The 26955-nt window shown below is 41.0% G+C and carries 22 protein-coding genes and 1 tRNA gene; 12 read left to right on the top strand and 11 right to left on the bottom strand.

Annotation, left to right across the window (positions count from 1 at the left end):
* Positions 1–9 precede the first annotated feature (9 nt).
* Positions 10–414 carry a VOC family protein gene (locus LX64_RS21275; protein WP_111599722.1) on the top strand — a complete coding sequence of 135 codons (405 nt, stop codon included), beginning with the start codon at positions 10–12 and terminating at the stop codon, positions 412–414.
* Here the strand turns inward: LX64_RS21275 and LX64_RS21270 are convergent, their stop codons facing one another.
* The 4 genes from LX64_RS21270 to LX64_RS21255 form a co-directional block, all read right to left on the bottom strand.
* Positions 415–876: a MarR family winged helix-turn-helix transcriptional regulator gene (locus LX64_RS21270; protein ID WP_111599721.1), complete on the bottom strand. Its 462-nt coding sequence runs from the start codon at positions 874–876 to the stop codon at positions 415–417.
* A gap of 222 nt (positions 877–1098) precedes the next feature.
* The gene (locus LX64_RS21265) at positions 1099–1674 is read right to left on the bottom strand and encodes a YceI family protein (protein ID WP_111599720.1); all 576 of its coding nucleotides are present in this window, start codon (positions 1672–1674) and stop codon (positions 1099–1101) included.
* 171 nt (positions 1675–1845) lie between these two features.
* Complete coding sequence (mdh, locus tag LX64_RS21260; RefSeq protein WP_111599719.1) at positions 1846–2787, bottom strand: malate dehydrogenase; 942 nt, start codon at positions 2785–2787, stop codon at positions 1846–1848.
* A 90-nt stretch (positions 2788–2877) separates the two neighbouring features.
* Positions 2878–3405, bottom strand: coding sequence for a peroxiredoxin family protein (locus LX64_RS21255; RefSeq protein ID WP_111599718.1), 528 nt, complete (start codon positions 3403–3405; stop codon positions 2878–2880).
* A 218-nt stretch (positions 3406–3623) separates the two neighbouring features.
* Between LX64_RS21255 and efp the strand changes: the two genes are divergently transcribed.
* The 3 genes from efp (at position 3624) to accC (ending at position 6200) form a co-directional block, all read left to right on the top strand.
* The gene (efp, locus tag LX64_RS21250; RefSeq protein WP_111599717.1) at positions 3624–4190 is read left to right on the top strand and encodes an elongation factor P; all 567 of its coding nucleotides are present in this window, start codon (positions 3624–3626) and stop codon (positions 4188–4190) included.
* 52 nt (positions 4191–4242) lie between these two features.
* Complete coding sequence (gene accB, locus LX64_RS21245) at positions 4243–4728, top strand: acetyl-CoA carboxylase biotin carboxyl carrier protein (protein ID WP_111599716.1); 486 nt, start codon at positions 4243–4245, stop codon at positions 4726–4728.
* 134 nt (positions 4729–4862) lie between these two features.
* Entirely contained in the window at positions 4863–6200 is a 1338-nt protein-coding gene (accC, locus tag LX64_RS21240; RefSeq protein WP_111599715.1) for an acetyl-CoA carboxylase biotin carboxylase subunit, read from the top strand.
* 116 nt (positions 6201–6316) lie between these two features.
* Here accC and LX64_RS21235 read toward each other — a convergent pair whose 3' ends face one another.
* A complete protein-coding gene (locus tag LX64_RS21235; RefSeq protein ID WP_111599714.1) occupies positions 6317–6727 on the bottom strand; it encodes a hypothetical protein in 411 nt (136 codons plus the stop codon).
* Positions 6728–6848: 121 nt separating this feature from the next.
* Positions 6849–7046, bottom strand: coding sequence for a hypothetical protein (locus tag LX64_RS21230; RefSeq protein WP_148707415.1), 198 nt, complete (start codon positions 7044–7046; stop codon positions 6849–6851).
* A gap of 1190 nt (positions 7047–8236) precedes the next feature.
* Between LX64_RS21230 and LX64_RS21225 the strand changes: the two genes are divergently transcribed.
* Complete coding sequence (locus LX64_RS21225; protein WP_111599712.1) at positions 8237–10594, top strand: TonB-dependent receptor; 2358 nt, start codon at positions 8237–8239, stop codon at positions 10592–10594.
* A 2-nt stretch (positions 10595–10596) separates the two neighbouring features.
* Positions 10597–11646: a PepSY-associated TM helix domain-containing protein gene (locus tag LX64_RS21220; protein ID WP_158538703.1), complete on the top strand. Its 1050-nt coding sequence runs from the start codon at positions 10597–10599 to the stop codon at positions 11644–11646.
* 274 nt (positions 11647–11920) lie between these two features.
* On the opposite strand, the gene purL is transcribed toward LX64_RS21220, so the two are convergent.
* Positions 11921–14149: a phosphoribosylformylglycinamidine synthase subunit PurL gene (gene purL, locus LX64_RS21215; protein WP_111599710.1), complete on the bottom strand. Its 2229-nt coding sequence runs from the start codon at positions 14147–14149 to the stop codon at positions 11921–11923.
* Between the two features lie 398 nt (positions 14150–14547).
* Between purL and LX64_RS21210 the strand changes: the two genes are divergently transcribed.
* Both LX64_RS21210 and LX64_RS21205 read left to right on the top strand, forming a co-directional pair.
* Positions 14548–16740 (top strand): glutamine synthetase III family protein, encoded by a 2193-nt coding sequence (locus tag LX64_RS21210; RefSeq protein WP_111599709.1) that lies wholly within the window; start codon positions 14548–14550, stop codon positions 16738–16740.
* A gap of 722 nt (positions 16741–17462) precedes the next feature.
* A complete protein-coding gene (locus LX64_RS21205; protein WP_111599708.1) occupies positions 17463–17945 on the top strand; it encodes a hypothetical protein in 483 nt (160 codons plus the stop codon).
* 142 nt (positions 17946–18087) lie between these two features.
* On the opposite strand, the gene LX64_RS21200 is transcribed toward LX64_RS21205, so the two are convergent.
* From LX64_RS21200 to LX64_RS21190, 3 genes are all read right to left on the bottom strand, one after another.
* Positions 18088–18161, bottom strand: a tRNA-Thr gene (locus LX64_RS21200).
* A 579-nt stretch (positions 18162–18740) separates the two neighbouring features.
* On the bottom strand, positions 18741–19463 hold the full coding sequence (locus LX64_RS21195) for a DUF92 domain-containing protein (RefSeq protein WP_394337185.1): 723 nt from the start codon (positions 19461–19463) through the stop codon (positions 18741–18743).
* 509 nt (positions 19464–19972) lie between these two features.
* Complete coding sequence (locus LX64_RS21190; protein ID WP_111599706.1) at positions 19973–21214, bottom strand: aminotransferase class I/II-fold pyridoxal phosphate-dependent enzyme; 1242 nt, start codon at positions 21212–21214, stop codon at positions 19973–19975.
* A 130-nt stretch (positions 21215–21344) separates the two neighbouring features.
* On the opposite strand from LX64_RS21190, the gene pafA reads away from it, so the two are divergent.
* The 3 genes from pafA to LX64_RS21175 all read left to right on the top strand — a co-directional run bounded on the left by pafA (position 21345) and on the right by LX64_RS21175 (position 24639).
* Entirely contained in the window at positions 21345–22997 is a 1653-nt protein-coding gene (pafA, locus tag LX64_RS21185) for an alkaline phosphatase PafA (protein ID WP_245952766.1), read from the top strand.
* A gap of 145 nt (positions 22998–23142) precedes the next feature.
* Complete coding sequence (locus LX64_RS21180; RefSeq protein WP_111599704.1) at positions 23143–23919, top strand: enoyl-CoA hydratase/isomerase family protein; 777 nt, start codon at positions 23143–23145, stop codon at positions 23917–23919.
* 57 nt (positions 23920–23976) lie between these two features.
* Positions 23977–24639: a DUF4412 domain-containing protein gene (locus LX64_RS21175; RefSeq protein ID WP_111599703.1), complete on the top strand. Its 663-nt coding sequence runs from the start codon at positions 23977–23979 to the stop codon at positions 24637–24639.
* A gap of 241 nt (positions 24640–24880) precedes the next feature.
* Here LX64_RS21175 and LX64_RS21170 read toward each other — a convergent pair whose 3' ends face one another.
* On the bottom strand, positions 24881–25309 hold the full coding sequence (locus LX64_RS21170; RefSeq protein WP_148707414.1) for a hypothetical protein: 429 nt from the start codon (positions 25307–25309) through the stop codon (positions 24881–24883).
* Between the two features lie 129 nt (positions 25310–25438).
* Between LX64_RS21170 and LX64_RS21165 the strand changes: the two genes are divergently transcribed.
* Positions 25439–26869, top strand: a complete 1431-nt coding sequence (locus tag LX64_RS21165) for a tetratricopeptide repeat protein (RefSeq protein WP_111599701.1) — start codon at positions 25439–25441, stop codon at positions 26867–26869.
* The last annotated feature ends 86 nt before the right edge of the window (positions 26870–26955 follow it).

Below are 26955 nucleotides of genomic sequence, written 5' to 3'. Positions count from 1 at the left end.
TCAATCGGTATGCTACAGCAATTAACACCTATGTTTTTTGTGCGTGATATAAGGGCCTCTGTAAAGTACTATACAGAAGTATTGGGGTTTGAATGTTTAAATATAATGACCAGGTGTGAAGGCGGCGAAGCTTTCTGGGCGAGCCTTCGCCGGGGAAAAGTAGATATCATGTTCCGTCTTAAAAATTCGGTAATGAAAGAGGAGGCACCACAATACACAGGTAGCTTCTACATTTATGTTGATAACGTAGACGAGGTTTGGGAAGAATTGAAAACCAAGGCCAATATCCTGTACGATATCGAAGATTTCGAACATCAAATGCGCGAGTTTGCCATCACGGACCCAGATGGGTATGTGTTCAACTTCGGGGAAGATATTGAAAGTGTAAAAGCTAGAACTGGGGCGGCGAAGTAATTATTGGTTATCCAAGATTTTATCAAGCAATTTGTTGAGTTGCGAAACTTCCTTTTCTGTGAGGTTATTGCTGAGGTTGACTTCTAATTTCTGTAAGTCTTCGTCAATCACTTTCAGTAATTCTAATCCTTTCTCAGTAATACGAACATCAACAGCACGGCGATCGAGATCACAACTTTTTGTATCGATCAGGCCGGCTTTACGGAGGCGTTGAACAAGGCGCGAAACATCACTCATTTTATCGAGCATTCTTTCCTTTAGGGTGTTAATGCTAGCAACTTTGGGATGTTGTCCACGGAGGATGCGCAAAATATTGTATTGCTGCATGGTAATGTCGAACTGTTTGAAGAACTGTTGATGACGGGCGATCATCCAGTTGCCTACGTAAATTAAACTTACCATACCCTTGTGGTATTCATTTGAGAATGATTTAGTTGCAATCAGCTTTTCGAGATTCGACATAAGATGCGCAGTAATAAGGTGTTTGAGAAGAAATGCATTTGACCTAATTCTATAAAAAGTAAGGCTAACCGCACGAGTTACAAAGTTTGCGTGGTAGGTTTTTCTGTTTGTTCACTTCTTATAAAGAAATTAAAGTTAAGCATATTGTTAATTCTGATCAAAAAAAGGGCGATGAAAATCACCGCCCTATATTCCTAACCTATCATCTATCAATTGAAGCGATTACGCTTTTTTCTGTGTGAATTCGAGGTGTAAAACCAAGTTTACAGTTTTACCAACGGCGTTGTTGTCTTTACCAAAATCGATATGGTAATCAAAACGGTTGATGCTCGTAGTAGCATCGAAACCCGCGCGGTTATTACCCCATGGATCTACCACTGTACCACCGTAAACAACATCAAATTTTACTTTCTTCGTAACATCTTTGATTGTTAAGTCGCCTTCCAATACATATTTATTTCCGCTTACTTTCTTCAAAGAAGTACCTACAAACTTCATAGTTGGGTATTTCTCTACGCTAAAGAAATCGTCGCTTTTTAAGTGCTTGTCACGTGGTTCTACAGAGGTATTCACGCTAGTAACATCAACTGTGAAGTTGATTTTAGCATCGGTGAAGTCTTTTTTATCGCTTTGGATAGCACCTTCGAACTTATCGAATTTACCGGCTACTTGGGCAATGCCAAGGTGCGTAACATTGAAGTTAATAGAGGTGTGAGCCGGGTCGTTGTTCCAAGTTGTTGACTGTGCGAACATCGTAAGTGGGGCAAATGCCACGAGGGCGAGCAATAACTTTTTCATAATGTTTTTGATGTGTTTTGATGAAGCAAAGGTAACAGCAATTAATTAGATGTTGCAACATCTAATTGTCAATATACTGTTAAATAAATATTTACAGTTTCCGTTGAGGTATAAAAAAAGGACTCCCTACCATTGGCAGAGAGTCCCTTTAATATATTGAGAAAGAATTACTTAGGCAGTAACTACTTTCATGTTATCTAACACGTCCATTACTTCTTTCACGTGTGTTGCAGAAGTACTTAACAATGCTTTTTCATCTTCGTTCAAATCTAACTCGATGATTTTTTCGATACCGTTTTTACCCAATACTACCGGTACGCCCAAGTAGATATCTTTCAAACCGTATTCACCGGTTAACCATGCACAGCATGGGAAGATGCGTTTTTCGTTTTTAACGATCGCTTCAACCATTTGAGCAGCAGCAGCACCTGGTGCATACCAAGCTGAAGTACCCAACAAGTTAACGATTTCACCACCACCTACTTTTGTACGTTGAATAATAGCTTCTAATTTATCAGCTGCTACCAATTCAGTTACAGGAATACCTGCTACTGTAGTGTAACGTGGCAATGGAACCATTGTATCACCGTGGCCACCCATCAAAATTGCTTGGATGTCTTTAGGAGAACAACCGATTTCATCAGCCAAGAACGCACGGTAACGTGCTGTATCCAAGATACCGGCCATACCAAATACTTTGCTGCTGTCTTTCTTTGCAGTTAAGAACGCGCAGTAAGTCATTACGTCGAGTGGGTTAGACACAACGATGATGATGGCATTTGGAGAATATTTGTTGATGTTTTCTGTAACAGATTTAACGATGTTTGCGTTGGTAGAAATTAAGTCATCGCGGCTCATACCCGGTTTACGTGGTAAACCAGAAGTGATTACCACTACATCGCTATCGGCAGTTCTAGCGTAATCGTTCGTTACACCCACTGTTTTTGTGCTATAGTAATCGATTGGGGCTTGTTGCCACATATCGAGTGCTTTACCTTCTGCAGTACCTTCTTTAATATCGAGTAACACTACTTCTTGTAAGAAATCCCTGTGGGCTAAAACATTGGCGCAGGTTGCACCTACGTTTCCAGCACCTACTACAGTAACTTTCATTTTATCTTATTATTTTGAGTGAAGAATATTTGGGTAACAAAAATAGTGATTCTAGCTAATTATCGCCGTTAAAATCTAGCAAAAATTAGATTATAAATTGGCAAGTAAAGTTTCGAGTTTTACGCCACCTTCCCAGCCTTTCGTATAAGATTGCTTTTTATCATATATGTATACCCCAGGGAAATAATGTAAGTCATAAAACCGCATGATCTGGCGAGTAGGCTCACTTACCATGGTAATATTTTTATAGTTACCAATCTTAAACTCATCATAATATTCCTTCATGCGATCCACTTTAAAAGGGGTGATCATAAGAATTTGACTGTTGCTGAACTTGGCAATGTTTTTTTGAATTTCTTCGGTCATAATCCTACAATGGTCACATTCCACGCTAAAAATAAATACCACGGTAGGTTTATTTTTTTTGAGCCTAGATTTGTCGAATGGCTTATTGTCGACGGTGTAAAGTGGGAATGCAGGGATCGTTGGATATTTACGGTATAATGGCACCGTATCGGCCACAGGGCTGGTTTGGGTCTGATGTTTCACTAATTGGCTAAACACATGATTGGGCGCACAGCACGCTGCCAAAAACAGCATCAAAAGAAATCTACGCATAGTCTCTAAATGAATTAATGATTAATATTCTCGTAAACTAATGAAATGGTAAAGTTAAAATTACCCTATTTTTGCTAGGATTTCGTGAAAAAACACGAAAATTGGGCCAAAATGGTAAGATTTCATGGTAAAAATGGCAAACTTTGTTTGTACATATCATTAAATTTTTACTTTTGCAATCCTAATAAATTTCTAACTTTAAATCAGTAACCTATTTTATGGCTACAACTGCAGATATCAGAACAGGATTAATTATTAAACTGGATAACAGTTTATATTCTGTTGTAGAGTTTGGACAGAATAAAACCGCCCGCGCCGCGGCCAAAGTATGGGCAAAGTTAAAGGGGGTTGACAATAGCCGTTCAATCGAGCATACTTGGAACTCTGGCGATACCATCTTCCCAGTTCGCGTAGAGAAAAAACCTTTCCAGTTCTTGTACAAAGACGACTCAGGTTACAACTTCATGGATAACGAAACGTTCGAGCAAGTAGTATTACCAGAAACTATGATCGATGCTCCACAATTCTTAAAAGACGGTCAAGAAGTATCTGTTGCTATCAATACAGAAACAGAAGCACACATGAGCGTTGAATTGCCTGACAAAATCGTTATGCGCATTACTTACTCAGAGCCAGGTATGAAAGGCGATACAGCTACACGTACTTTGAAGCCAGCTACCGTTGAAACAGGTGCTACAGTGATGGTTCCTTTGTTCTGCGACGAAGGTGAATTGATTAGAATCAACACCAAAACAGGCGAATACATCGAAAGAGTAAAAGAATAGTAGATATAATTTAACACCGCAAACTAAAATTTCTAAACCAAAAACTGTTTACATGGATTTTAAACAAATCCAGGAGCTGATTAAGATTGTTAACAAATCTAATATCAGTGAACTGAGCATTGAGCAAGACACGTTTAAGATTACTATAAAACAAAAAGATCTTGAAGGACAACAAATAGTAACTGTTCCAGTAGCAGCGCCTATTCAAGCTGTTGCTCCTGTGGCTGCTCCAGTTGCTGCACCAGTTGCGGCTCCTGCTGCTGAAAAACCTAAACCAGCTGCTGAAGCTCCTGCTAGCAACTTGGTTACTATCAAATCTCCAATGATCGGTACCTTCTACCGTAGCGCAGGTCCAGATAAACCAGCATTCGCAAGTGTTGGCGATGAAGTGGCTCCTGGCAAAGTTGTATGCATCATTGAAGCAATGAAATTGTTCAATGAAATCGAAAGCGAAATCAGTGGTAAAATCGTGAAAGTATTGGTAGAAGACGCTTCTCCAGTAGAGTACGACCAGCCTTTATTCTTAGTTGAACCATAAACTTGTTATAAAGTTGAAAGGTTGAAACGTTACCCGGTATTCAACTAGTTACATGTAAATGTTACCTAGCCCAAAATACCCGCTAACTTTTCACCCTTTCAACTTTAAACTTTTTATAACCTATTACTTTAACAATGTTTAAAAAAATATTGATTGCCAACCGTGGCGAAATCGCCCTGCGTATTATTCGTACGTGTAAAGAAATGGGTATCAAAACGGTGGCGGTTTATTCAACTGCTGATAGAGACAGCCTTCACGTACGCTTTGCGGATGAAGCTGTTTGCATCGGTAAGCCGCAAAGTAGCGACTCTTACTTGAACATTCCACATATCATGGCGGCAGCCGAAATCACAAACGCGGATGCAATCCATCCAGGTTACGGTTTCTTGGCTGAAAACGCTCGTTTCGCTGAAATCTGCGGCGAACACGGTATCAAATTCATCGGCCCAACTCCTGAGATGATCAGGAAAATGGGTGATAAAATGACCGCGAAAGAAACCATGATTGCTGCCGGTGTACCTGTTATTCCAGGCTCCGATGGTTTGTTGAAAAGCGTAGAAGAAGCACAGAAGTTAGCAAAAGAAATGGGTTTGCCCGTTATCTTGAAAGCAACTGCTGGTGGTGGTGGTAAAGGTATGCGCGTTGTATGGGAAGAAAGCGAACTCGAAAATGCCTATAACATGGCTAAAAACGAAGCTCGCGCCGCTTTCAGCAACGATGGTATCTATATGGAGAAATTCGTAGAAGAACCTCGCCACATCGAAATCCAAGTTGCCGGCGACCAATACGGTAAAGTATGTCACCTTTCTGAAAGAGACTGCTCTATCCAACGTCGTCACCAAAAACTCGTAGAAGAATCTCCTTCTCCATTCATGACGCCAGAATTGCGTGAGAAAATGGGTGAGGCTGCTATCAAAGCTGCTTCTGCTATCAATTACGAAAGTGTTGGTACCATCGAGTTCTTGGTTGATAAACACCGTAATTTCTACTTCATGGAAATGAATACACGTATCCAAGTAGAGCACGGCGTTACGGAAGAGGTAATCAACTTCGATTTGATTAAAGAACAAATCAAAATCGCTGCTGGTATTCCTATCTCCGGTAAAAATTATATCCCGCAAATGCACGCTATCGAGTGCCGTATCAATGCCGAAGATCCGTATAACGACTTCCGTCCTTCCCCGGGTAAAATCACGGTATTGCACACGCCAGGTGGCCATGGTGTACGTGTAGATTCTCATATCTACGCGGGTTACGTTATTCCCCCGTTTTACGATTCAATGATCGCTAAGATCATTACGATCGCGCAAACACGGGAAGAAGCTATCAACACAATGGAACGTGCGTTGAGCGAATTCGTTGTAGAAGGTGTGAAAACAACCATTCCTTTCCATCAGCAATTGATGCGCAACGAAGATTTCCGTAAAGGTAATTTCACCACCAAGTTTACAGAAACCTTTAAACTGGTGTAAACCAGATTTCTCTTTTTGGGAAAAAAGACGCTGGCCATTGTGCAAGCGTCTTTTTTTATGCAAAAAAAATCCCGCCCTTATTGCTAAGAACGGGAAGTATACTTGTGAAAATTGGTTTAAGGTTTTGTTTTCTTATCCTTCTTTTCTTCTTTCTTGTCGCCTTTCTCTTGCGCAAGTTTTGTGCGCTGTTCTGGCGTTAATACCGCATCTACTTGCTGTTTACGGGTGTCTTTAAGTTGTTTGATTTGTTTCTTCTTTGCATTGTCATCCAAAGCCGCGTTCTTTTCAACAGCGCTAACGCCATCGTGGTACGACTTGTTAATGCCTGCAAGTTTGGATTTTTGTTCATCATTCAACCCTAATCCTTCCCATTCTTTCTTCAAAGTACGGTGCTCGTCACCATCTTTCTTCTTTTTATCCTTCTTCGGTGCCTCTTGTTGGTCTTTAGGCGCTTGTTTAGGCGCTGTTTGGGCATGAACCAACTGTAGGCTTGCCATGGCTGCGATGAGTAGCAAAATTCGTTTCATATTGCACTTTTTAGTATAAATATGACAAGTTCCCAGCCGGAAGGTTTAATGCGCAATGGAATTGCGTATAACCAAGCGGCTTGTTTTAAACGAATAACCGTGTATGGATGAGATCAAATAGCTAGAAGGCAGCTAGGTGATGACCTGCACGTTTGTTTTTCAGCTTGTAGTATTTAGGCTTGATAGTGAAAACGTTGGTATATTTTTTTGCTTCGTATGCTACGGTAGGCATAGCATCGGCGCCAATTGGGTAAGTGTAAACGTTTTCGTCTGATTCTTTGAGGAATTTCCTTTTTTTGGAAAATAAAAATTTGAACATAAGCTTGTGTTTTACCCCGCCCTTCAGCAGGAACACGCAGCCGCGTTCTTACAAAGGCGAGAGAGTTAAAAAATTAAGTTTGATACAATCCTGGTGACTGTCCATCTTATTGTTTATTGGTGAAAATATTTCGGGCATAGTTTGTCTATGCGAGTTGCAAAGGTACGAAATTTTTTTTACGGGGTTTGTGAATGAAATTAGAATATTATTAGAAGCAGGTGTGGATTGTTAATCGCTTGCAAATCAACTGATCATCCGCCACTCATACCGCTATATAATTAAAAATACGAATACATCCTGCAATGGTTTTGCATCCCCCATTTTTCTATTGAAAGGAGAAAAAAAGGGGTTAATAAGCCCTAGGGGGCGTAGCCAAAGGCTGAATAGGCAGCATGTTCCTAGAATTTGATGCCGGGTTGATGAAAGTAAAGGAAGGATAAGGATATAGTAAGGGGAATATCGATAAAATACTATGGTTAGTAAGGGAAACATCGATGATGTATCGATGTAGTATCGATGAAACTACATGGAATTACATGGAAACTACTTGGAAACTACATGGTAGGTACTTGGAGATTACTTGGTACTTATATTAAATTAACTTACTTCAAATAGGTAATTATAGTATCGAGTATATGATGTGCTTCGGGAAAGGATAAGTGGCCGGTATAGGAAGGTATAGCACTTCACAAGAAAACAGTGCATTCCTACACAAGGAGCAACAAATACTTGGAAATCAACCAGCAAGGGTACAATAAAAATGGGACTGATTGCTCAGTCCCAACAAAACAAATACTTCTTTCACTAGGTGTTTTAAATAATGGAATTCATCAATCTGGACATGGTAAAAATTACTTAAAGGCTTCTTATAGGAAATGGTCATCCAAATAAGTCAAATGTGTTTAAATAAAGGTTAATTAGTTCTCTTAGAATGGGACGGAAAAAAACAAAATGCTTAAACTGCTCTATTTAAAGATAGTACATAAAAATAGTATATCTATACCACGAAAGTTGTAATCTGTTAATAACTTGTTAAGAACAGGAAGGGATTGTCACGGTGAGCATGTAACTATTGAATAATTCGTTAATATTTCCCGATTTGATCAATGATTTTCCCTTTTGCGTAAGTAACCCCACTTTCACACCTAGTACCTTTGCGCCTCAATTACACATTACACACATTGCAAATCATGCTTCGCAGTTCGGTTTTAACATTCATAGGCTTATTTCTAGCTATCTCTACTTTTGCGCAAAAGGCGACTATTAAAGGCACCGTGAAAAGCGATGCAGGTGAAAGCGTACCTTTTGCGAATATCAGCGTTATTGGTTCTAAAACAGGTGCTGTGGCGAATAACCAAGGTGCTTTCGTATTACAACTACCAAGCGCAGGTGCTTACCACTTGAAAATTACAAGCGTAGGGTTCAAAGCAGCTGAACAAAACGTACAAGTAAATGCCAACGATACAACTACCTATACTTTTACTTTAGTGCAAAACGGGAACCTACAAGAAGTCATTGTTTCCGCATCTCGTAAACAAGAAACCTTGGATGAAGTGCCTTCTTCTGTTACCATTATCGGTGCTAAAGATTTAGCCATTCAAAAGAATATCAGTAACAACATCGCCGATATCTTGGCGGTAAGCGTACCGGGTTTAGGTTTTGGTAGTAATACAACAGGTAACTCTGGTCAAACTTTACGTGGCCGCGACCTTTTGGTGATGGTTGACGGTATCCCACAATCTACACCACTCCGTAACGGTGGCCGTGATATCCGCTCTATCGATCCTTCCGCGATCGAAAGAGTTGAGGTAATCAAAGGGGCAACCGCTATCTATGGTAATGGTGCCGATGGTGGTTTGATTAACTACATCACTAAAAAGGCGGATCGTTCTAAAGCATTCAGTGGTTTAACCACCCTTGGTGCTAATACCCAAGTGAAAGAGGCACAACACACCGGCGGCTTCAAAGTAGGTCAACAATTCAGCGGTTACTACAAAGATTTCGATTACGTAGTATCGGGCCAATACGAACAAACAGGTGTTTATAAAGATGCTAAAGGTGTAGTTATTAACCCCGATTACGGTTTGGGTGAAACCACTATCTGGAACGCTTTTGCGAAATTGGGTTACAATATCAACACCCGCAACCGCGTAGAGTTAATGTATAACTTCTTCGGTAGCGAGCAACGTACCGATTATATTCGCCAAAATGGTAAATACGGCGAATCTCCTACCATCGGTGTTTTTGGTAAACGCCCAGGCGATCCAGAAGGTACTCCTTACAACCACAATGCTAGCTTACACTGGAGCAGCGAGAAAATTATCGGCAATACCAGCTTAGATGTGAATTTGTACATGCAGAAGTTCTACACAGTTTTCTTCTGGACTGATTCTTGGCCAGGTGGTGGTCAATCTACGATCACTTCCGATAAAAAAGGTGCACGTGTGAATTTCTCTACACCTTTTACCGTATCTAAAAACATTGATGCCGACCTAGTATATGGTGTCGACATCTTAAACGATAAAACTGCACAAACATTAACAGACGGCCGCTTATGGGTACCAGAAATGGACATGAAAAACACGGCGCCGTATGCACAGTTGAAAGCTACTTTCTTCAAACACTTCGTGTGGAAAGCAGGTGCACGTTACGAGAACATTAGCATTGATGTACCAGATTATACTACCATCATTTCTTTGAACCAAAAAACGGGTCAATATGATGTAGGTGGTGTACCTGTAAAAGGTGGTAAAATCGAGTACAATGCATTTGTCTTTAACACGGGTTTACGTTACAACCGTTGGTCGTTCTTCAAACCATTTGTAAGTTATTCACAAAGCTTCTCTGTGAACGAATTGGGTAGAATCTTACGTTCCGCGGAAGAGAATACGGTATCTCGTTTAAAAACAAAAGCGGTGATTGCGAATAACTACGAAGCAGGTTTCAGCAGCACTGTGGGTCCTGTTGATTTCGAAGGTAGCTACTACATCAGTACTTCTAAATTAGGTGCGAACTATGTATTAACACCAGAAGGTAAATTTGAAATTGCCCGCGATCCACAAAAGATCTATGGTTACGAATTTGCTGCTGATGTACGCATCTTGAAAAACCTAGGTGCGGGTGGCTCTTACTCTTATACAGAAGGTAAATTGGACTTGAACAAAAACGGTAAATACAACGATAAAGAAGATGCTTACATGTTGGGTGATAAAATTGCCCCACCTAAATTAACTGCTTATATACGTTATCAGCCCATTAAGCAATTATACATTCGTTTGCAAATGTTGAGAGCTTGCAGCCGCGAGCGTTTCAACCCCGATCCCACTACAAAAGCGTATGCTTATGGTAAAGGTCCGGTGGAAGCATTCTCGATATTTAGTTTGAATACTAGTTATAACTTTGATGCGCATAGCACTATTAACGTAGGTGTAGATAACCTTTTCAATAAAGATTATTACACTGTACCTTCGATGTGGAATTCGCGTGTTGATTACTATGCTAAAGGAACGGGTACACGCATTAGCATTAACTATACCTATAAATTCTAAGGGTGAAGAAAATATTTAAGATACATTCCCTTGCGGGAATCATAGCAGGAGCTTTGCTCCTGCTTTTGAGTTTAACAGGCAGTTTATTAGTTTTTAGCGACGAGATTGATGAAGCCATGCATCCCATGTTGTTTCATGTGCAACCACAAGGCGAAAGAAAGCCCTTGGATAGCATTTACCAAGCAGCAGCAAAATCGCTTGAAGGCAATCCCATTATGAATATTCTTCGATTGCCGCAAGAGCCGAATGCGACGTGTATTTTACGTGCAGAATACGGCCCGGAAAGAAGGATATACGTAGTGGTGAACCCTTATACAGCAGAAGTAATTGCACAACGTAGTAATACAGGCTATTTTTCGGGTTGGGTCATGTATTTACACTTTACCTTGTTAAGTGGGTTTAAAGGTGCTTGGGTGATTTTAATTACGGGGATATTATTTGCTATATCGATTATTACAGGGATTATAATTTACCGGAAATCGTTCGCGAAAGTACTCACCTTTAAAACGAAATTGGAGTGGCGTAATAAGAACCGTCGTTGGCGCAACTTGCACCGCATCATAGGCGTTTGGGCCTTGATCTTTAACTTGATCATTGTGGTTACGGGGATAATGATGGAGATTAAAGTGGTGAATGCTCGCAAGAACGGGAAAGTGATTCAAAGTACGGATTTAAGCGCTATTTCATTTGATGCGTTGTATACAAAGGCGAAAGAGGTGTTCCCGGATTTGCGCATTATGGGTATACGTACTCCAAAAAAGCAGGGCGACCCAGTACTTTTCATGGGGAATACTGGTGGTACGAAGTTCTTTGGCGAATATAACTCGAGCGTTGCGTTATCGGCTACGGGTGAGGTGAAGAAGTTAACGAACCTCAACAAAGCCACCTTCGGCCAGAAGTTCCAAGCATGTATAGCGCCGTTGCACTTTGGGAATTTCGGGGGTTTATTTGTGAAAATCATTTGGTGTTTATTAGGCTTAACACCGGGGATACTGGCGTTATCGGGTAGCTGGATTTTATACAAACGTACCAGTAAGAAAAAGCGGAAATAACTTGCTAAGCATAATTGTTAAAATGGCCCTATTTCTACGTTGTAGAGATGGGGTTATTTTTTTGTGGGAGGGTATAGGCTATATAAATTCTATTCAACCGTAGTGGCGTCGCACAGGCGAGGGTAGGAGCCGCATTGGGCTACGCTCTATAGTAGCACAAACCCCGATACGGGCGACGCAACTAGGGCTGCATAATACTACAACCGTTCACTACAAAAAGAAAGCCTCCATTCTAAAGTAGAGCGGAGGCTTTCTTATATAAGTTGTAATATAATTACGCTTCGAAGTGTTTTTCGATAGCAGTATCGTACTTGTTTTTCCAAGTTTTAACATCGCCCCAGTTTTCACCGTCGATAGCAATGCTTTCACCTTTAACAGTACCGATTTTTTCGTAGCGAACAGATTGTTCTGTAGCGTCTACTAAACCGTGTAATAAAGCTTCGAATTTCTCTTTGTTAGCAGGTTTTACAGATACAACTACGCGGCTTTGAGATTCGCCGAACAAGTAAGCATCTTTACGGAAGATCTTGTTAGTAGTTACATCGAAACCGAGGCCATTCACCATTGCTTTTTCCAACAATGTAGTGAACAAACCACCTTCGCTAACGTCGTGTGCAGATTCGATTAAGCCTGCTTTGATCAATTTAGTGATCGCTTTCTGCAATTGTGCTTCTTCTTCGAGGTTGAAGTGAGGCGCAGGAGAGAACTCGATACCGATCAATTTGTGCAAGTATTCTGAGCTGCTGATATCGTTATAGCTACGACCTACTAAGTAGATCAAGTCGCCATCATTTTTGAAATTGAGGGTTGTGCGTGTAGCATCCATGTTGTCTAATACACCGAGCATACCGATAGTAGGCGTTGGGTAAACAGGACCGTCTGGAGATTGGTTGTAGAAGCTTACGTTACCACCTGTTACCGGTGTATTGAATTTCTTACAAGATTCGCTCATACCTTTAATTGCGTAAACGAATTGGTAGTAAACTTCTGGATCGTAAGGGTTACCGAAGTTCAAGCAGTTCGTGATGGCAACTGGTTCGCCACCGCTACATACAATGTTACGAGCAGCTTCAGCCACCGCAATTTGGCCACCTACGAAAGGATTAGCGTATACATAACGGCTGTTACAGTCGGTTGTAAGTGCTAAAGCTTTCTTCGTACCTTTTACGCTTACGATAGAAGCATCTGAAGGTGCGTTTGTGCTAGCATTTGCAGTACCTACCATGCTATCGTATTGGTTGTAGATCCAACGTTTAGAAGCGATGTTAGGGATTTGGATTAAGCGTTCAGCAACAAATTTCGCGTCAACAACATCAGCGATTTTATGGATATCGAATGCTTTAATTTTTTCGAAGTAAGCAGGTTCAACGTAAGCACGGTGGTATTGAGGAGCACCGCCGCCGAGTACCATGCTATCAGTTGGAAGGTCGGCTTCCAATTCGCCGTTCATATAGAACTTCAAGTTGGGTTCTTTTGTAACCACACCGATTTGTTCAGCGTGTAAGTCCCATTTCTCGAATACATCGAGTACTTCTTGTTCGCGGCCTTTGATTACTACGATGAGCATACGTTCTTGGCTTTCGCTCAACAACATTTCCCATCCTTTCATATTTTCTTGGCGAGTAGGTACTTTTTCGAGGTCGATTTTCATACCGTGTTCACCTTTCGCACTCATTTCGGAAGTAGAGCAAGTGATACCGGCAGCGCCCATATCTTGCATACCTACTAAAGCGCCGGTTTGGATAAGTTCCAAGCAAGCTTCCAATAATTTCTTTTCTTGGAAAGGATCACCTACTTGAACGGCAGGTAAATCTTGCGCGCTTTCTTCCGTGATATCTGCAGAAGCGAAAGAAGCACCACCGATACCATCTTTACCGGTTGCAGAACCTACGATGAATACAGGGTTGCCTTCGCCGTATGAAGTAGCGGAAACGGTTTGACCAACTTTCACGATACCAACGCTCATAGCATTTACAAGCGGGTTAGTGCTGTAACAGTTTTCGAAGTAAACTTCACCACCTACGGTTGGAACGCCGAAGCAGTTACCGTAGTGACTGATACCGTGAACGACACCTTTTAATAAGTGTTGATTTTTTTTATCGTTGATGTTACCAAAGCGGAGCGAGTTGAGGGCAGCGATAGGACGAGCACCCATTGTGAAGATATCGCGGTGAATACCACCAACACCCGTAGCGGCACCTTGGAAAGGTTCGATCGCAGAAGGGTGGTTATGCGATTCAATTTTAAATACGCACGCTAAGCCGTCGCCGATGTCAACTAAGCCTGCATTTTCTTCACCAGCTTTTACGAGTAAGCGGTCGCCTTCACGGGGCAAAGTTTTGAGCCAAACGATTGAGTTTTTGTAGCTACAGTGTTCACTCCACATAACGGAGTACATACTGAGTTCCGTGAAATTAGGCGTTCTGCCCATTACGGATTTTATACGCTCAAATTCGTCTGCTGTTAGACCTAACTGTTCGGCTGTTTCTACTGTGGTTTGCATGTAACAATTACGATTTAAAAAGAAGATGCAAACCTACGTGATTTCTTGTTGATTGACAAGCGTGGGCTTTGAAAGCTGTTAATATTATATGTTAAAGTGGAAAAGACTGGGAGGGAAGGGGTAGAGGGGAGGGGAATTTCCCACTTTGGCGGGTCTGAAATGGCATAAATCTATGATCTATGTCAGCAAATTTGGCCTTCGTGATGGGAAACGGGCCTTAAAATCATATTATCGAATTTTATATACATGTGTTTTGGAGAGCTGAGATGCTCGATTTTTACTCAAATCGCAAAAAAGTCGGGATTTTTTCAACCTGATTGTAATTTTTTTTGATTTTTTGAACACTTTCTTGCTTTTTAAATTTAATGGATGTTTTTTTGTATAAAATTTCTCACAGCATGCAATCTTTACGCTTAACAGCGCTGGAAGGTTTAACCGGCGTAGATGTTAAAACCAAAGCAGACAACGGTAAAATCACTGATGCTTTCGGTATCAATGTATTTTCAGCCAAAACTTCTCGCGAATTCTTGAGCGACGAGGCTTACAAAAGTTTGATGAACTCTATTAAAGCGGGTTCTAAAATTGAACGTAAAATGGCCGACCAAATTGCTTCAGGCTTGAAAGCTTGGGCAATGAAAAAGGGTGTCACTCACTATACACACTGGTTCCAACCTTTAACAGGTACTACAGCAGAAAAACATGACTCTTTCTTCACATTGAAAGGTGATGGTACTGCGATCGAAACTTTCGATGGCGATGCATTAGTACAACAAGAACCAGATGCTTCCAGCTTCCCTAACGGTGGTATTCGTGCTACTTTTGAAGCTAGAGGTTATACTGCATGGGATCCATCTTCACCTCCATTCATCATCGATCAAGGTGCAGGTAAAACACTTTGCATTCCTACGATCTTCGTTGCTTACACTGGCGAATCTTTAGATTATAAAGCTCCATTGTTAAAAGCTACGGCTGCTTTGGATAAGGCTGCTGTTGAAGTTTGTAACTACTTCGATAAAAATGTAACAAAAGTAACTACTACTTTAGGTTGGGAACAAGAATATTTCTTAGTTGACGAAGGTTTGGCGAATGCTCGTCCTGACTTAGTAATGTGTGGCCGTACAGTTGTTGGTCATGCGCCTGCTAAAGGTCAACAATTGGAAGATCACTACTTCGGTGCTATCCCTGAGCGTGCGTATGCTTTCATGCGCGATTTCGAAGAAGAATCTTACAAATTAGGTATTCCTTTAAGAACTCGTCACAACGAGGTAGCTCCTGCTCAGTTTGAGTGTGCGCCTATCTTCGAAGAAGTGAACATTGCAGTTGATCACAACTCATTGTTGATGGATGTGATGAACAAAGTTGCTAAGCGTCATAAATTACGTGTATTATTCCACGAAAAACCATTCGCTGGCATCAACGGTTCTGGTAAACACAATAACTGGTCTTTGGCTACGGATACTGGTGTTAACTTATTAGCGCCTGGTAAAACACCAAAAACTAACTTGATGTTCTTGACTTTCTTCGTGAACGCGATTAAAGCAGTACATGATAACGCAGATTTGTTAAGAGCGTCTATCGCTTCACCGAGCAACGATTTCCGTTTAGGTGCAAACGAAGCTCCTCCAGCCATCATTTCTGTATTCTGTGGTAAATACTTATCAGAAGTATTACAAGAAGTGAAAACTCGCGTTAACAATAAATTCGACGAACAAGACGAAGCTATCCTTAAATTGGATCTTCACCGTCATATTCCAGAATTGTTATTAGATAATACAGATCGTAACCGTACTTCACCATTCGCATTTACAGGTAATAAATTCGAATTCCGTGCAGTAGGTTCTTCAGCGAACTGTTCTTCTGCAATGACAGTTTTGAACACGATCATGGCTAACACACTTCAAAACTTTAAAGTAGAAGTGGATGCGTTGATCGAAAAAGGCGAGAAAAAAGAAATCGCCATTATGCAAACTTTACGCAAATACATCGTAGATTCAGAAAGAATTTTATTTGAAGGCGATGGTTATAGCGAAGAGTGGGAAAAAGAAGCTGAAAAACGCGGCTTAGAAAACATCAAAACTACACCACGTGCATTAGATGCGTTTGTTACGCCTAAAGCTACTGCATTGTTCGTAGGTACAGGTGTTTACAATGAGAAAGAATTGCACGCTCGTCATGAAATCTTGTTAGAAGATTACGTGAAGAAAGTACAAATCGAAGCTCGTGTTATCGGCGAAATCGCTACTAACAACATTTTACCTTCAGCCGTTAAATACTTAAACGAATTGTTGGTAAACATTAAAGGCTTAAAAGAAATTGGTTTCCCTGAATCGGCTTACAAAGCACAGGTTCAAATTGCGAACAAAATTTCTGAACATATTAATGTCATCAGTGAAAATGTACAGGCAATGATCGAGGCGCGTAAAACAGCTAACAAGCTGTCTGATAGCCGTCAAAAAGCGATCGACTACTGTGAGAAGATCAAACAGCCGTACTTCGACGTTATCCGCTACCATGCAGATAAATTAGAATTCTTAGTAGATGACAAGATTTGGGGATTACCCAAATACAGAGAGCTGCTTTTCTTGCGATAAAAAACCGTAAGATTGTTTTGGTGTATGATGGCCCCCGGTTTTCACCGGGGGTTTTTTATTTTGATATATTGTGTAAGATTTAACCGAACTATATGATAAAGTACCTAGTTGTTTTAGCAATATGCATCGCATACTGCTCCCTACCTAGTAACAGGCATATTGCGAGCTCGCAAGGGGATTTGACACACTTTTGGTTTTCCTCTATGCTACTAACTGCCCTACAAGCTACAAGTTGACAGTAATTACCAGTATGAAGCGAATAATTACGCAAGCTTTTCGTTTATAGGTAACCATTGTGTTAAGCGTTCAGAAGTATTTTTAGATACTTTAGGAGAAATAGATTCAGCGGCCATTTATCTTCCTGAAGGGCCTGTGCCTTATACAAAGGAGGCCTTATTACAAGATACCTTGTTTACAGCTGGACATCAGACATCACTGGCAAGGGAAAATGTACTTATAACGAAAGGACACAGCAATTTTGGGCACTTTTTACCTGTAAGTGAAGTTAGGGGGCACTTATTTAACAAGGAGCACGGCTTCGTTTATATTGGTATTGGCGGAAAGGTACTTGTATGTATTTACATAATACGATCAGAGCGCTGCATTTATGAGGAAGTACTGTAAAACAAGGTGATAGGGGTTTATTTTAAGATTTAAACCAGTGTTTACAATATTACTGGCACGGTTTTTTTAATTTTGTGCGCTCAACATCTTATGCCCATATGAAATTGAAGTATTTAACTGTCATTATTCTCTTCATCACTGCCTGCGGCAAGAAACCCGAAAAGGTGGTAACCGTTGCGCCACCCCCAAAGGTGGATACAATTTGGTTGAAGTCGATGTTGCAGTTAGAATTAGTAAAGCCTGATTACCGTTATTGTGCCGATCCTGCTACTTGCTTATGGAAGTTTGATGGTGATACTTATTTGCGAAAATCACGCATAGAAATGGGGCCTAAAGGTGAAATAGAGAAAGCGCAGGTATATAAGCCGACGGGGGAATTTATTCATTACGAGAAAGGCTCTTTGTTAGCAGATCCTATGCTGCTGGAAATGGAAAGCTGGCGGCCTAAGATGTTCATGATAAAAGAACAACAAGGGCTGGTATACCCAGAATTACCAAGTGGAGGAGAATGGATTCAAAAAGGAGATAGTGTATTGTATCGCAATAAACCTACCTTGTTTGTATTTGTTGTGCAACCATAGAAATAGCATTATAACGTACTATATTTGAAAAGCATTGGTGTAAAACCCAGTGCTTTTTTTATGCCTATATCAGAGTGAAGTATTGCAACTTTTTTAAACGAAAAAAGCACCAGGAGAACCTAGTGCTTTTAATTTTGTTGGGAGCCAGCAGAGGGATTCGAACCCCCGACCCACTGATTACAAATCAGTAGCTCTGGCCAACTGAGCTATGCTGGCATATTATTTTCTTTCTGCAGAAGTATGTTACTGTCTTGAAAGGAGTTGCAAAATAACAGGTGTTTTGTTAAACTTCCAAATTTATTTTCCAAATACTTGAAAATTTTTTCAACACCATCCAATTGGGTCATACAATAGCGCATGATGATGATGAAATGATGGCAAAAATAATCTGCAAATATGCAGCTACACTGCGTTTATAACTATTTATAAGTGTAATATGCTATTGAAATATAACATCTAAAGATAAGATGTATATTTAAAGCCTTGGATGCAAAATTTGAATGGAAGAATATATTGATCAGTTTCTTCTAGGACAGCTATCCATATATTTCTTCTCACAAGATTATTTGCATTAATACCAATTCTCTACTTTCGATCATGTTTTACTTGGCATAGATCAACTGGAATTTGAATAACTTGATGCAGTGCTACAATATCTTCATAAGTACCTAACAAGTGAACACGCTATTTATTGGGTTGTAGTATAGCTGAAATGGAGGAGTGCAAACTTGTTGAATTTAAATATGAATAAAAAGAAAAAGAGAGAGTGTGAATTAATCTTTCATCAAAATTTCCCTACACCAACAACAACGCCGTCACTACAGCCCCTGCTGCGGTATTACAAACGTTCACCATGTTGTTCGTCATCACAAGCCTGCGTTCAAATACAGCGCCCAATATCGAATCTACATAGTTGCCAATAACCCCAGCAGCAGCAATCACAATTGTGGCCGCGCCGAATCCATATTGAATAGAAAACAAAATAGCTAACAATAAACTGCCGGCAGCGCCTATAATTGTACCTTCTAAACTAATCACCCCATCCAGCCCGCGTTCATCCGGTTTAAAGGAAAGTACGTTCACGAATTTCTTACCGTATACAGTACCTAGCTCAGATGATAGTGTGTCGGCAGTTGCGGCCGCTAAGCTGCCCACCATCATGGCGTGGTATAAAAAGGTATGTTTATGATCGAAGATGGCTAAAATGGCCATTAAAGCAGCAATACCGCCATTGGCAAATACTTGGCCTGGTCGGCGGCCTGTAGATTGTTGTTCTAGATCGTCGTGTGAAAGTTTATGTTGTTTGCCGTGTGCCGTCGCTAATGTGCCCAATAAGAAGAATATACCAAGGTATAAGAGGCCCCACCATCCTGCACCTAGGAATACAGGAATGCCTACTAGCATCCCAGTTATACCGCCCCATATGGTTAACTTCTTCAGGCGTATAAAAAAGAGCATAAAAACAATGATAAAGCATATGGTTGCTAAACTTGAATTAGCAAGGTTTAACGATGACATACGGCCAAAAATATTGAATTCTCCCCTTATCATCAATAGTATGGCGCAATTTGGATAATTACATATAAAGATTTGATCTTAAAGCCTTTTGGAGCAACAATTTTGATTAAAGTGATTTAACACTATTTAACAGTTGCTAGCGTGTAAGTGATAAAAAGAACGTCCTTCCTGCGAAAATAACCTGTTGTTGATAAAGTTGTTTGTTCCATGAAACCGGTTTTCCGAAGAGTAGGTTAGATGGGAGTGAATAGGAATGTTAATGGTTGGAAATTGCGATTTTATAATGATATGGATAATGATGTTATAGATCCGCAAGAGATCGATATACCATTACTAGTAACAACGTAGTTCCGTGTAGGGAAGAGCATTGCTTGATACCTGTTATCTCAATAGGTTTTAATGCATATCCATAAGATAAGGAACGATTATTTGATAAGTCAAATATTGATAAAAAAAACCGCCTTCACAAAGTGAAGACGGCCTTTTTTCTAAAAAGAATGTATCAAAAATTAGGTCATTGGAATTTCCGCAACTTTGTACACTTGCGCATCCAATTTCTCTTTTGTTTCTTTGAAAGCTTTCAATGTTAATTCGATGTCTTCATCTGTGTGGGCCGCGGTTGGGATAATACGGTAGATGATTTGACCTTTCGGAATAACTGGGTACACTACGATTGAACAGAAGATGTTGTAGTTCTCACGTAAATCCAAACACATCGCAGTTGCTTCAGGGATATCACCTTTCAAGTAGATCGGTGTAACCGGTGAATCTGTAGCGCCGATATCGAAACCGTTATCGCGTAAACCTTGTTGTAATTTCTTAACGTTCGACCATAATTTCTCTCTCAATTCCGGCCTGTTACGTAACATGTCTAAACGCTTCAAGTTACCTAATACATAAGGCATTGGTAACGATTTCGCGAAGATTTGTGAACGCATGTTGTAACGGAGGTAAGTGATGATGTTTTTATCGCCACTGATGAAACCACCGATAGATGCCATTGATTTTGCAAATGTTGAGAAGTACAAGTCGATACCATCTTGGCAACCTTGCTCTTCACCACAACCCGCACCTGTTGCACCAATCGTACCGAAACCATGCGCGTCGTCTACCAACAATCTAAATTCATATGTATCTTTCAAGGCAACGATTTCTTTCAATTTACCTTGATCACCACCCATACCAAACACACCTTCAGTGATAACCAAAATACCACCACCGCTTGTTTTAGCTAACTCAGTAGCACGCTTTAATTGCTTTTCGCAATCTGCTACGTCGTTGTGCTTAAACACATAACGGTGACCTGGATGCAAGCGAACGCCATCAATAATACATGCATGGCTTTCAGCATCGTAAACGATAATGTCTCTACGGCCGCAAATCGCATCGATTGCACTCAAAATACCTTGGTAGCCGTAGTTTAACAACATGGTGTCTTCCTTCTTAACAAACTCAGACAATTCCTTTTCTAACCTATCATGATGATCAGAGTTACCACTCATCATACGTGCACCCATCGGGTACGCTAAACCAAATTGAGATACAGCATCGATGTCAGCTTGGCGAACTTCCGGGTGGTTGGCTAACCCCAAGTAGTTGTTCAAACTCCATACGATTTTCTCTTTACCTCTGAACTGCATGCGGTTACCAATTTCACCCTCCAATTTTGGGAAAGCGAAATATCCATGCGCCCTATCAGAGTGTTGGCCAATAGGTCCTAAGCTTTTCAATAGCTTCTCGAAAATATCCATATTATTAATAACTTTAAATTAATGGTTATCAAAATTCCGGTTACAAAGGTATTAAAATTATGTTTTTTGTAAACTTAGGTTACTTTTGTTTCTTCACCATTTTTGCTTTTTTATTATGAACCGGAAGAAAATGCTTGCCGGTCTGTTGCTTATTTTGTCACCATTTGGCGTTTTTGCACAGAAAACCGCCAATAATGTACCATCTAATGGTAAAATAGTATCAAAAGAGCTCGCCAGGCCGAAATTAGTGGTAGGAATCGTTGTAGACCAGATGCGTTGGGATTTTTTATACCGCTACTATGATCGTTACACGAATAATGGATTCAAAAGACTCGTACAGCAAGGTTTTTCCTGCGAAAACACGTTTTTACCTTACACTCCCGCCATTACAGCTTGCGGCCACGCCTGTGTTTATACAGGTTCCGTACCTGCCCTCCATGGCATTCTCGGGAATAACTGGTACAGCCGCGATTTAAACCGCCGCGTTTATTGTGTTGAAGATACCACCGTGCAAACCGTTGGTACCGATACGAAAGATGGCTTAATGAGCCCGCGTAACATGCTTACCAATACGATCGGCGACGAACTCCGTATCGCTACCAATTTCAAAAGTAAAGTAGTCGGCATCGCGTTGAAAGACCGCGGCGCTATCCTGCCAGCAGGCCACGCTGCCAATGCAGCTTTTTGGTATGATGGAGAAAGAGGGGCTTTCATTACCAGCACTTATTACATGAACGATTTACCAGCCTTTGCGAAAGAATTCAACGCGCAAAAATGGCCGGAAAAATACCTTTCTACGCCTTGGAGTACTTTGTACCCAATTAACACCTATACCCAAAGCACAGCCGATGATGTAGCTTGGGAAGGTAAATTCAAAGGCGAGAAAACTTCCACTTTCCCGCACGACCTTAGCAAATCAACCAATATGGAAGATTTGTGCAGCACCCCGTTCGGTAATACTTATACCTTAGAATTCGCGAAAAAAGCATTGGATTTTTACCAATTGGGTAAAGGAGATGTAACCGATATGCTCAACGTTAGCCTGTCTTCAACCGACTATGTTGGCCATCAATTCGGCCCGAATTCCATCGAAACAGAAGATACTTACCTCCGCCTCGATAAAGACCTTGGTGCTTTCTTCGATTATCTCGATGCAAAAGTGGGTAAAGGCAACTATACCTTGTTCCTTACAGCCGACCACGGCGTGCAAAATATTGCTGCTTTTAACAAAGAACACGGTATTCCTGCAGGCGTGTGGAACCAATCTGCTTTCACCAAAGCCATTAACGAAGCTGCAAAGAAAGAATTTGGTATCAGCGACGCAATTCTCACTATCCAGAACTACCAAGTGTACATGAACTACAAAGCGATTGAACAAGCCGGTAAAAAACTGGAACAAGTAAAAGCATTCATTCACCCGTTGATGAAACAACAAGTAGGCATTGCTAACGTAATCGATGAAGAAAGATGGGGCGATGCTCCATTAATCGAGCCGATCCGTAGCATGGCACTCAACGGTTATAATACCCAACGCAGCGGCGACTTCATGTTGTTCTTACAACCAGGTTGGTCGTACGGCGGTGCTACGGGTGCTAACCACGGTGTTTGGAACCCGTACGATACGCATATCCCGTTAGTGTGGATGGGCTGGGGTATTAAGCAAGGCGGCTCAACGAACCGTACTACTTACATGACCGACATTGCCAGCACGGTAGCAGCTTTATTGCATATACAAATGCCAAATGGCGCTGTTGGACATGCGATAGAAGAAGTGAAAAAATAATATAGGGATAAGGATGGTATAAATCCTTACCTGGCAAATACTTAGAAAGCTCCGGGCAAATCCCGGGGCTTTTTTATGCCTGCTAGGGAAAGAAATACATAATATGTAAGCGATTTATCCGCTGATAATTGCTTAATTTTCGGACATGTATTCATATGTAACTTACGAAGTGAGGAACCGCGTAGCGTATATAACGCTCAACAGGCCCGAAAAGCGCAATGCATTGAATGGAGAAGTCGTTGCAGAACTCCAATCCACCTTTACAGCAGCCGGTGCCGACGATCATGTAAAAGTGATTGTACTCCAAGGCAGCGGCGAAGCTTTTTGTGCAGGTGCCGACCTTGGCTATTTACAGCAATTGCAAAAGAATACATTTGAAGAAAACTTGGCCGATTCATCGCAATTAAAGTTGCTCTTCGAAACCATGTATACCTTACCGAAGGTGATTATTGCCATGGTAGAAGGCCATGCGATTGCCGGCGGTTCGGGATTGGCAACGGTGTGTGACTATTGTTTCGCGGTGCCACATGCTAAATTTGGGTACACGGAAGTGAAGATTGGGTTTATCCCGGCGATTGTAGCCGTATTTTTAGTGCGGAAGATCGGCGAGGGCAGGGCAAGGGAGTTGTTGTTGAGTGGAAAATTGATAGAAGCACGGTATGCGCGCGAGATTGGGTTAATTAACGAGATCGTGGAAGCAAAAGACATGAAACAATACGTGGATGACTTCGCGCAAACGCTGTGTAATGATGCTTCGGCCAATTCTTTGGGCTTAACGAAGCAATTAATCGCGGCCGTGCAAGATGTACCTTTAAGGGATGCGTTGAATTATGCAGCCACGTTAAACGCTAAAACCCGCGAGCATGCCGATTGTAAAAAGGGCATTGCCGCTTTTATAAACAAAGAAAAACCAGCCTGGTAGCGGATATGCGTACTTTGGCACACATTTTTCACCCTTTCCCTATGAAACTAAAGCACTATGAAGAAATTAGTATTATTACAAAGTTTAGTGGTGGTGTTTTTCACTAGTTTGAGCCTGCATGCGCAGGCACAACGCACTATTTCAGATGCTAAAATCACGTACAAAATTGAGCTGCCTGCAGAGCAAGCCCAAATGGACGCGATGATGGCCAATTCAACCATGGTTCAATACATTCGCGGCGATTTAAGTCGTATTGATATGTCGTTTAACGTGGTGAATTACATTTATATCACCAATGCAAAAACATCTACCATGGTTACCTTGCTAGATAACCATGGCGATAAATATCTTATTCGTACACCGAAAGATGCTTTCGAGAAGGAATGGAAAACCTTCGATAATATTCAATTCGTAGACCAAGAAGGTACGAAGGAGATTGCAGGCTATACTTGTAAGAAAGCGATCGGTAAAATGAAGGATGGACAACAGTTCGAGGTGTACTACACTACCCAGTTAGTACCAGAAAGCCGCATGTACAACCGCCGCTTCTCTAACCTAAAAGGATTACCGCTTGAATTCGAAATTCCCATGAAGGCTAATCATAAACTGAAAGTGCTCGCTACCAAGGTTGATCTTAGCCCTGTTCCTGCCAGTGTATTCGATATTCCGCACGGTTACCGCGAAATTTCTCAAGATGAATTAAAGAAGTTAAGAGGTTAATGCCGGGTAACGTTTTTTGATAGCAAAAAGGGCACTGTATACAGTGCCCTTTTTTTATGTGATGTAATTATTTGATGTGTCAATGATTGATATGGTTCAGTAGTGTTGAAAGTCGTACAAGTGAGTAACACAACAACGGTACCATATAGCCTCAAAAGCCCGTTCCATAATCGACCTAACTGGGCATAAAAAAAGAGGTACCGAACCAGGTAGCCTCTTTAAAATATCTTTGCGATTAACGTTAGCCTCTTCTTAAAGGAATTGAAATTTGCACTTTATGATACTTTTGAATATCTACAGGTGCAGTTTGTTGCATTTGGAAATTCGCCGGTAAAACGAATGTAAAATTACCTTTCTTGAAGGCTGGCGTGGTGACCTGTGGTTCAGGTGCGTAGGTACTAGATAATTTAAACGCAGAATTGATCATGCCCGATGTTTTGAAACCAGCGTCCATGCTGAGATTGGTTTTAGGCATGAAAAGTCGATCATCCACTTTTTTCGCAATCTTGTCTTTATTGTCGTCAGGCAGCACTGATTCATTTGCCTGTGCTTTAAATCCAGTCAAAATGAGTATACCTGCCAACAGGCAAGACAATGATAAAGATTTGGTTATATGTATTATGCTTTTCATTGTATAACAAAGATACGAGTTTTTGAGCAATTCTAACATATCCTTAACTTAAGATAACACAAAATCTTAAGAAAATGTTAAAGAAACTGTAAAATCGGTCTAAAACGTGCATAAGTGGTGCGTAACTGCTGTTTGGTTACGGCAGTATTTCTCCCTATATTTGAATTAATGAGTCACGATTTCCCATCATTTAACGAGTTTAACGAGGATTTTGAAGATTTGAGGGATTTGCTCCAGCAATTTGAGAATCTTAAAGAGGGTCGCTCGCATTCCTTCCTGGACGAGGATTCTTTTGAACAGATTATTGATTATTATGATGAACACGATGAGTTGAACAATGCTATTCAAGCGGCCGAAATGGCCATCGAGCAGTTTCCCTTCTCATCGCAATTACTGCTCAAAAAATCCAGCCTCCTCATAGAATCGAAGAAATATAAAGAAGCGCTTGATATTCTCGAAAAAGCCGCTCTCCTCGATAGCAACGATATTAACTTATATATCTTAAAAACAGACGTCTACCTCGCTCTCAATCAACACGAAAAAGCCGCAAGATTAATTGAAAATCATATCGACCAGTTTTCTGGTGAAGACCGCACCGAATTATTATTGGAATTAGCCGATGTGTACGACGATTGGGAGGAGTTTGAAAAGGTATTCGATTGCCTGAAAATGGTACTCGAACACGATCCCAATAATGTAGAAGCTCTGCATAAAATATGCTTCTGGACCGAGTTTACTGGTCGTAACGAGGAAAGTATCCGTTTGCACAACAATATCATCAACGAATTCCCATATAATCACCTCGCATGGTTCAACCTGGGTACTGCTTACCAAGGGTTGAAACTGTACGAAAAAGCCATCGATGCCTACCAATACTCGGTAGTAATCGACGAAAAGTTCGATTATGCCTACCGGAACATGGGCGATGCCTTTATCCGCTTACGCAAATACAACGAGGCCATCGAGGTATTGCAGAAGCATTTAGAGATTGCCAAGCCGGAAGATGTGATTTACGAAGCTATCGGGCATTGCTATGAACGCATGCACCGGTACACCCAAGCCCGTTACTACTACAGGAAAGCGGTGCATTTAAGTCCTACCGACGATAAACTATACTACAAAATCGCCGTGGCTTACATGCTCGAAGAGAACTGGGAAAATGCCGTAAAATCACTCCAAAGCGCCATTAAGATCAATAAACAGAGTGCAGAATATAACATGTCGATGGGTGGCTGCCTGCTGGAACTCCAGCGCAATAAAGAGGCCTTAGGCTTCTTTATGAACGCAGTTCGCTTACGACCAAGCAGTATCAATGCCCGTTTGGAGCTCATCCGGGGATTATACGCCAGCCAATTTTACGAGGAAGCAATAGAACAAATTGAGTTCGCAGAAAGCAAAATCGGCCATAAACCGGTATTTATCTACTACAGGGCAGCGATTCTCATCGCCACGGGAAAGTCGAAAGAAGGCCTTATCCAGCTCGAAACCGCTTTACAAATGGCGCCCAAGCTGTTGAAAAAGATGGTAGAGCTAGACCCTTCCGTATTGCAACACCCGAGCGTTGTAGACCTCATCGGTCAATATCGTAAGAAAAAGTAGAAAAAATAATTTCTCCCATCAATTAATAGGACTTCTTATTTTTGCGGCGGTTTTCTAAATTGGTCCCTTAATTTTTAACGGACTAT

Origin of the sequence: Chitinophaga skermanii, assembly GCF_003259335.1 — a bacterium.
Taxonomy (GTDB): domain Bacteria; phylum Bacteroidota; class Bacteroidia; order Chitinophagales; family Chitinophagaceae; genus Chitinophaga; species Chitinophaga skermanii.
Note: the sequence above shows the minus strand (reverse complement) of the source record. Positions and strands in the feature narration are given on the sequence as shown.

Bases quoted from the DNA above. Each gene is read 5' to 3' on its own strand.
- LX64_RS21275 (WP_111599722.1), top strand. From the start codon at position 10: ATGCTACAGCAATTAACACCTATGTTTTTTGTGCGTGATATAAGGGCC.
- LX64_RS21270 (WP_111599721.1), bottom strand. From the start codon at position 876: ATGTCGAATCTCGAAAAGCTGATTGCAACTAAATCATTCTCAAATGAA.
- LX64_RS21265 (WP_111599720.1), bottom strand. From the start codon at position 1,674: ATGAAAAAGTTATTGCTCGCCCTCGTGGCATTTGCCCCACTTACGATG.
- mdh (WP_111599719.1), bottom strand. From the start codon at position 2,787: ATGAAAGTTACTGTAGTAGGTGCTGGAAACGTAGGTGCAACCTGCGCC.
- LX64_RS21255 (WP_111599718.1), bottom strand. From the start codon at position 3,405: ATGCGTAGATTTCTTTTGATGCTGTTTTTGGCAGCGTGCTGTGCGCCC.
- efp (WP_111599717.1), top strand. From the start codon at position 3,624: ATGGCTACAACTGCAGATATCAGAACAGGATTAATTATTAAACTGGAT.
- accB (WP_111599716.1), top strand. From the start codon at position 4,243: ATGGATTTTAAACAAATCCAGGAGCTGATTAAGATTGTTAACAAATCT.
- accC (WP_111599715.1), top strand. From the start codon at position 4,863: ATGTTTAAAAAAATATTGATTGCCAACCGTGGCGAAATCGCCCTGCGT.
- LX64_RS21235 (WP_111599714.1), bottom strand. From the start codon at position 6,727: ATGAAACGAATTTTGCTACTCATCGCAGCCATGGCAAGCCTACAGTTG.
- LX64_RS21230 (WP_148707415.1), bottom strand. From the start codon at position 7,046: ATGTTCAAATTTTTATTTTCCAAAAAAAGGAAATTCCTCAAAGAATCA.
- LX64_RS21225 (WP_111599712.1), top strand. From the start codon at position 8,237: ATGCTTCGCAGTTCGGTTTTAACATTCATAGGCTTATTTCTAGCTATC.
- purL (WP_111599710.1), bottom strand. From the start codon at position 14,149: ATGCAAACCACAGTAGAAACAGCCGAACAGTTAGGTCTAACAGCAGAC.
- LX64_RS21210 (WP_111599709.1), top strand. From the start codon at position 14,548: ATGCAATCTTTACGCTTAACAGCGCTGGAAGGTTTAACCGGCGTAGAT.
- LX64_RS21205 (WP_111599708.1), top strand. From the start codon at position 17,463: ATGAAATTGAAGTATTTAACTGTCATTATTCTCTTCATCACTGCCTGC.
- LX64_RS21195 (WP_394337185.1), bottom strand. From the start codon at position 19,463: ATGTCATCGTTAAACCTTGCTAATTCAAGTTTAGCAACCATATGCTTT.
- LX64_RS21190 (WP_111599706.1), bottom strand. From the start codon at position 21,214: ATGGATATTTTCGAGAAGCTATTGAAAAGCTTAGGACCTATTGGCCAA.
- pafA (WP_245952766.1), top strand. From the start codon at position 21,345: ATGCTTGCCGGTCTGTTGCTTATTTTGTCACCATTTGGCGTTTTTGCA.
- LX64_RS21180 (WP_111599704.1), top strand. From the start codon at position 23,143: ATGTATTCATATGTAACTTACGAAGTGAGGAACCGCGTAGCGTATATA.
- LX64_RS21175 (WP_111599703.1), top strand. From the start codon at position 23,977: ATGAAGAAATTAGTATTATTACAAAGTTTAGTGGTGGTGTTTTTCACT.
- LX64_RS21170 (WP_148707414.1), bottom strand. From the start codon at position 25,309: ATGTTAGAATTGCTCAAAAACTCGTATCTTTGTTATACAATGAAAAGC.
- LX64_RS21165 (WP_111599701.1), top strand. From the start codon at position 25,439: ATGAGTCACGATTTCCCATCATTTAACGAGTTTAACGAGGATTTTGAA.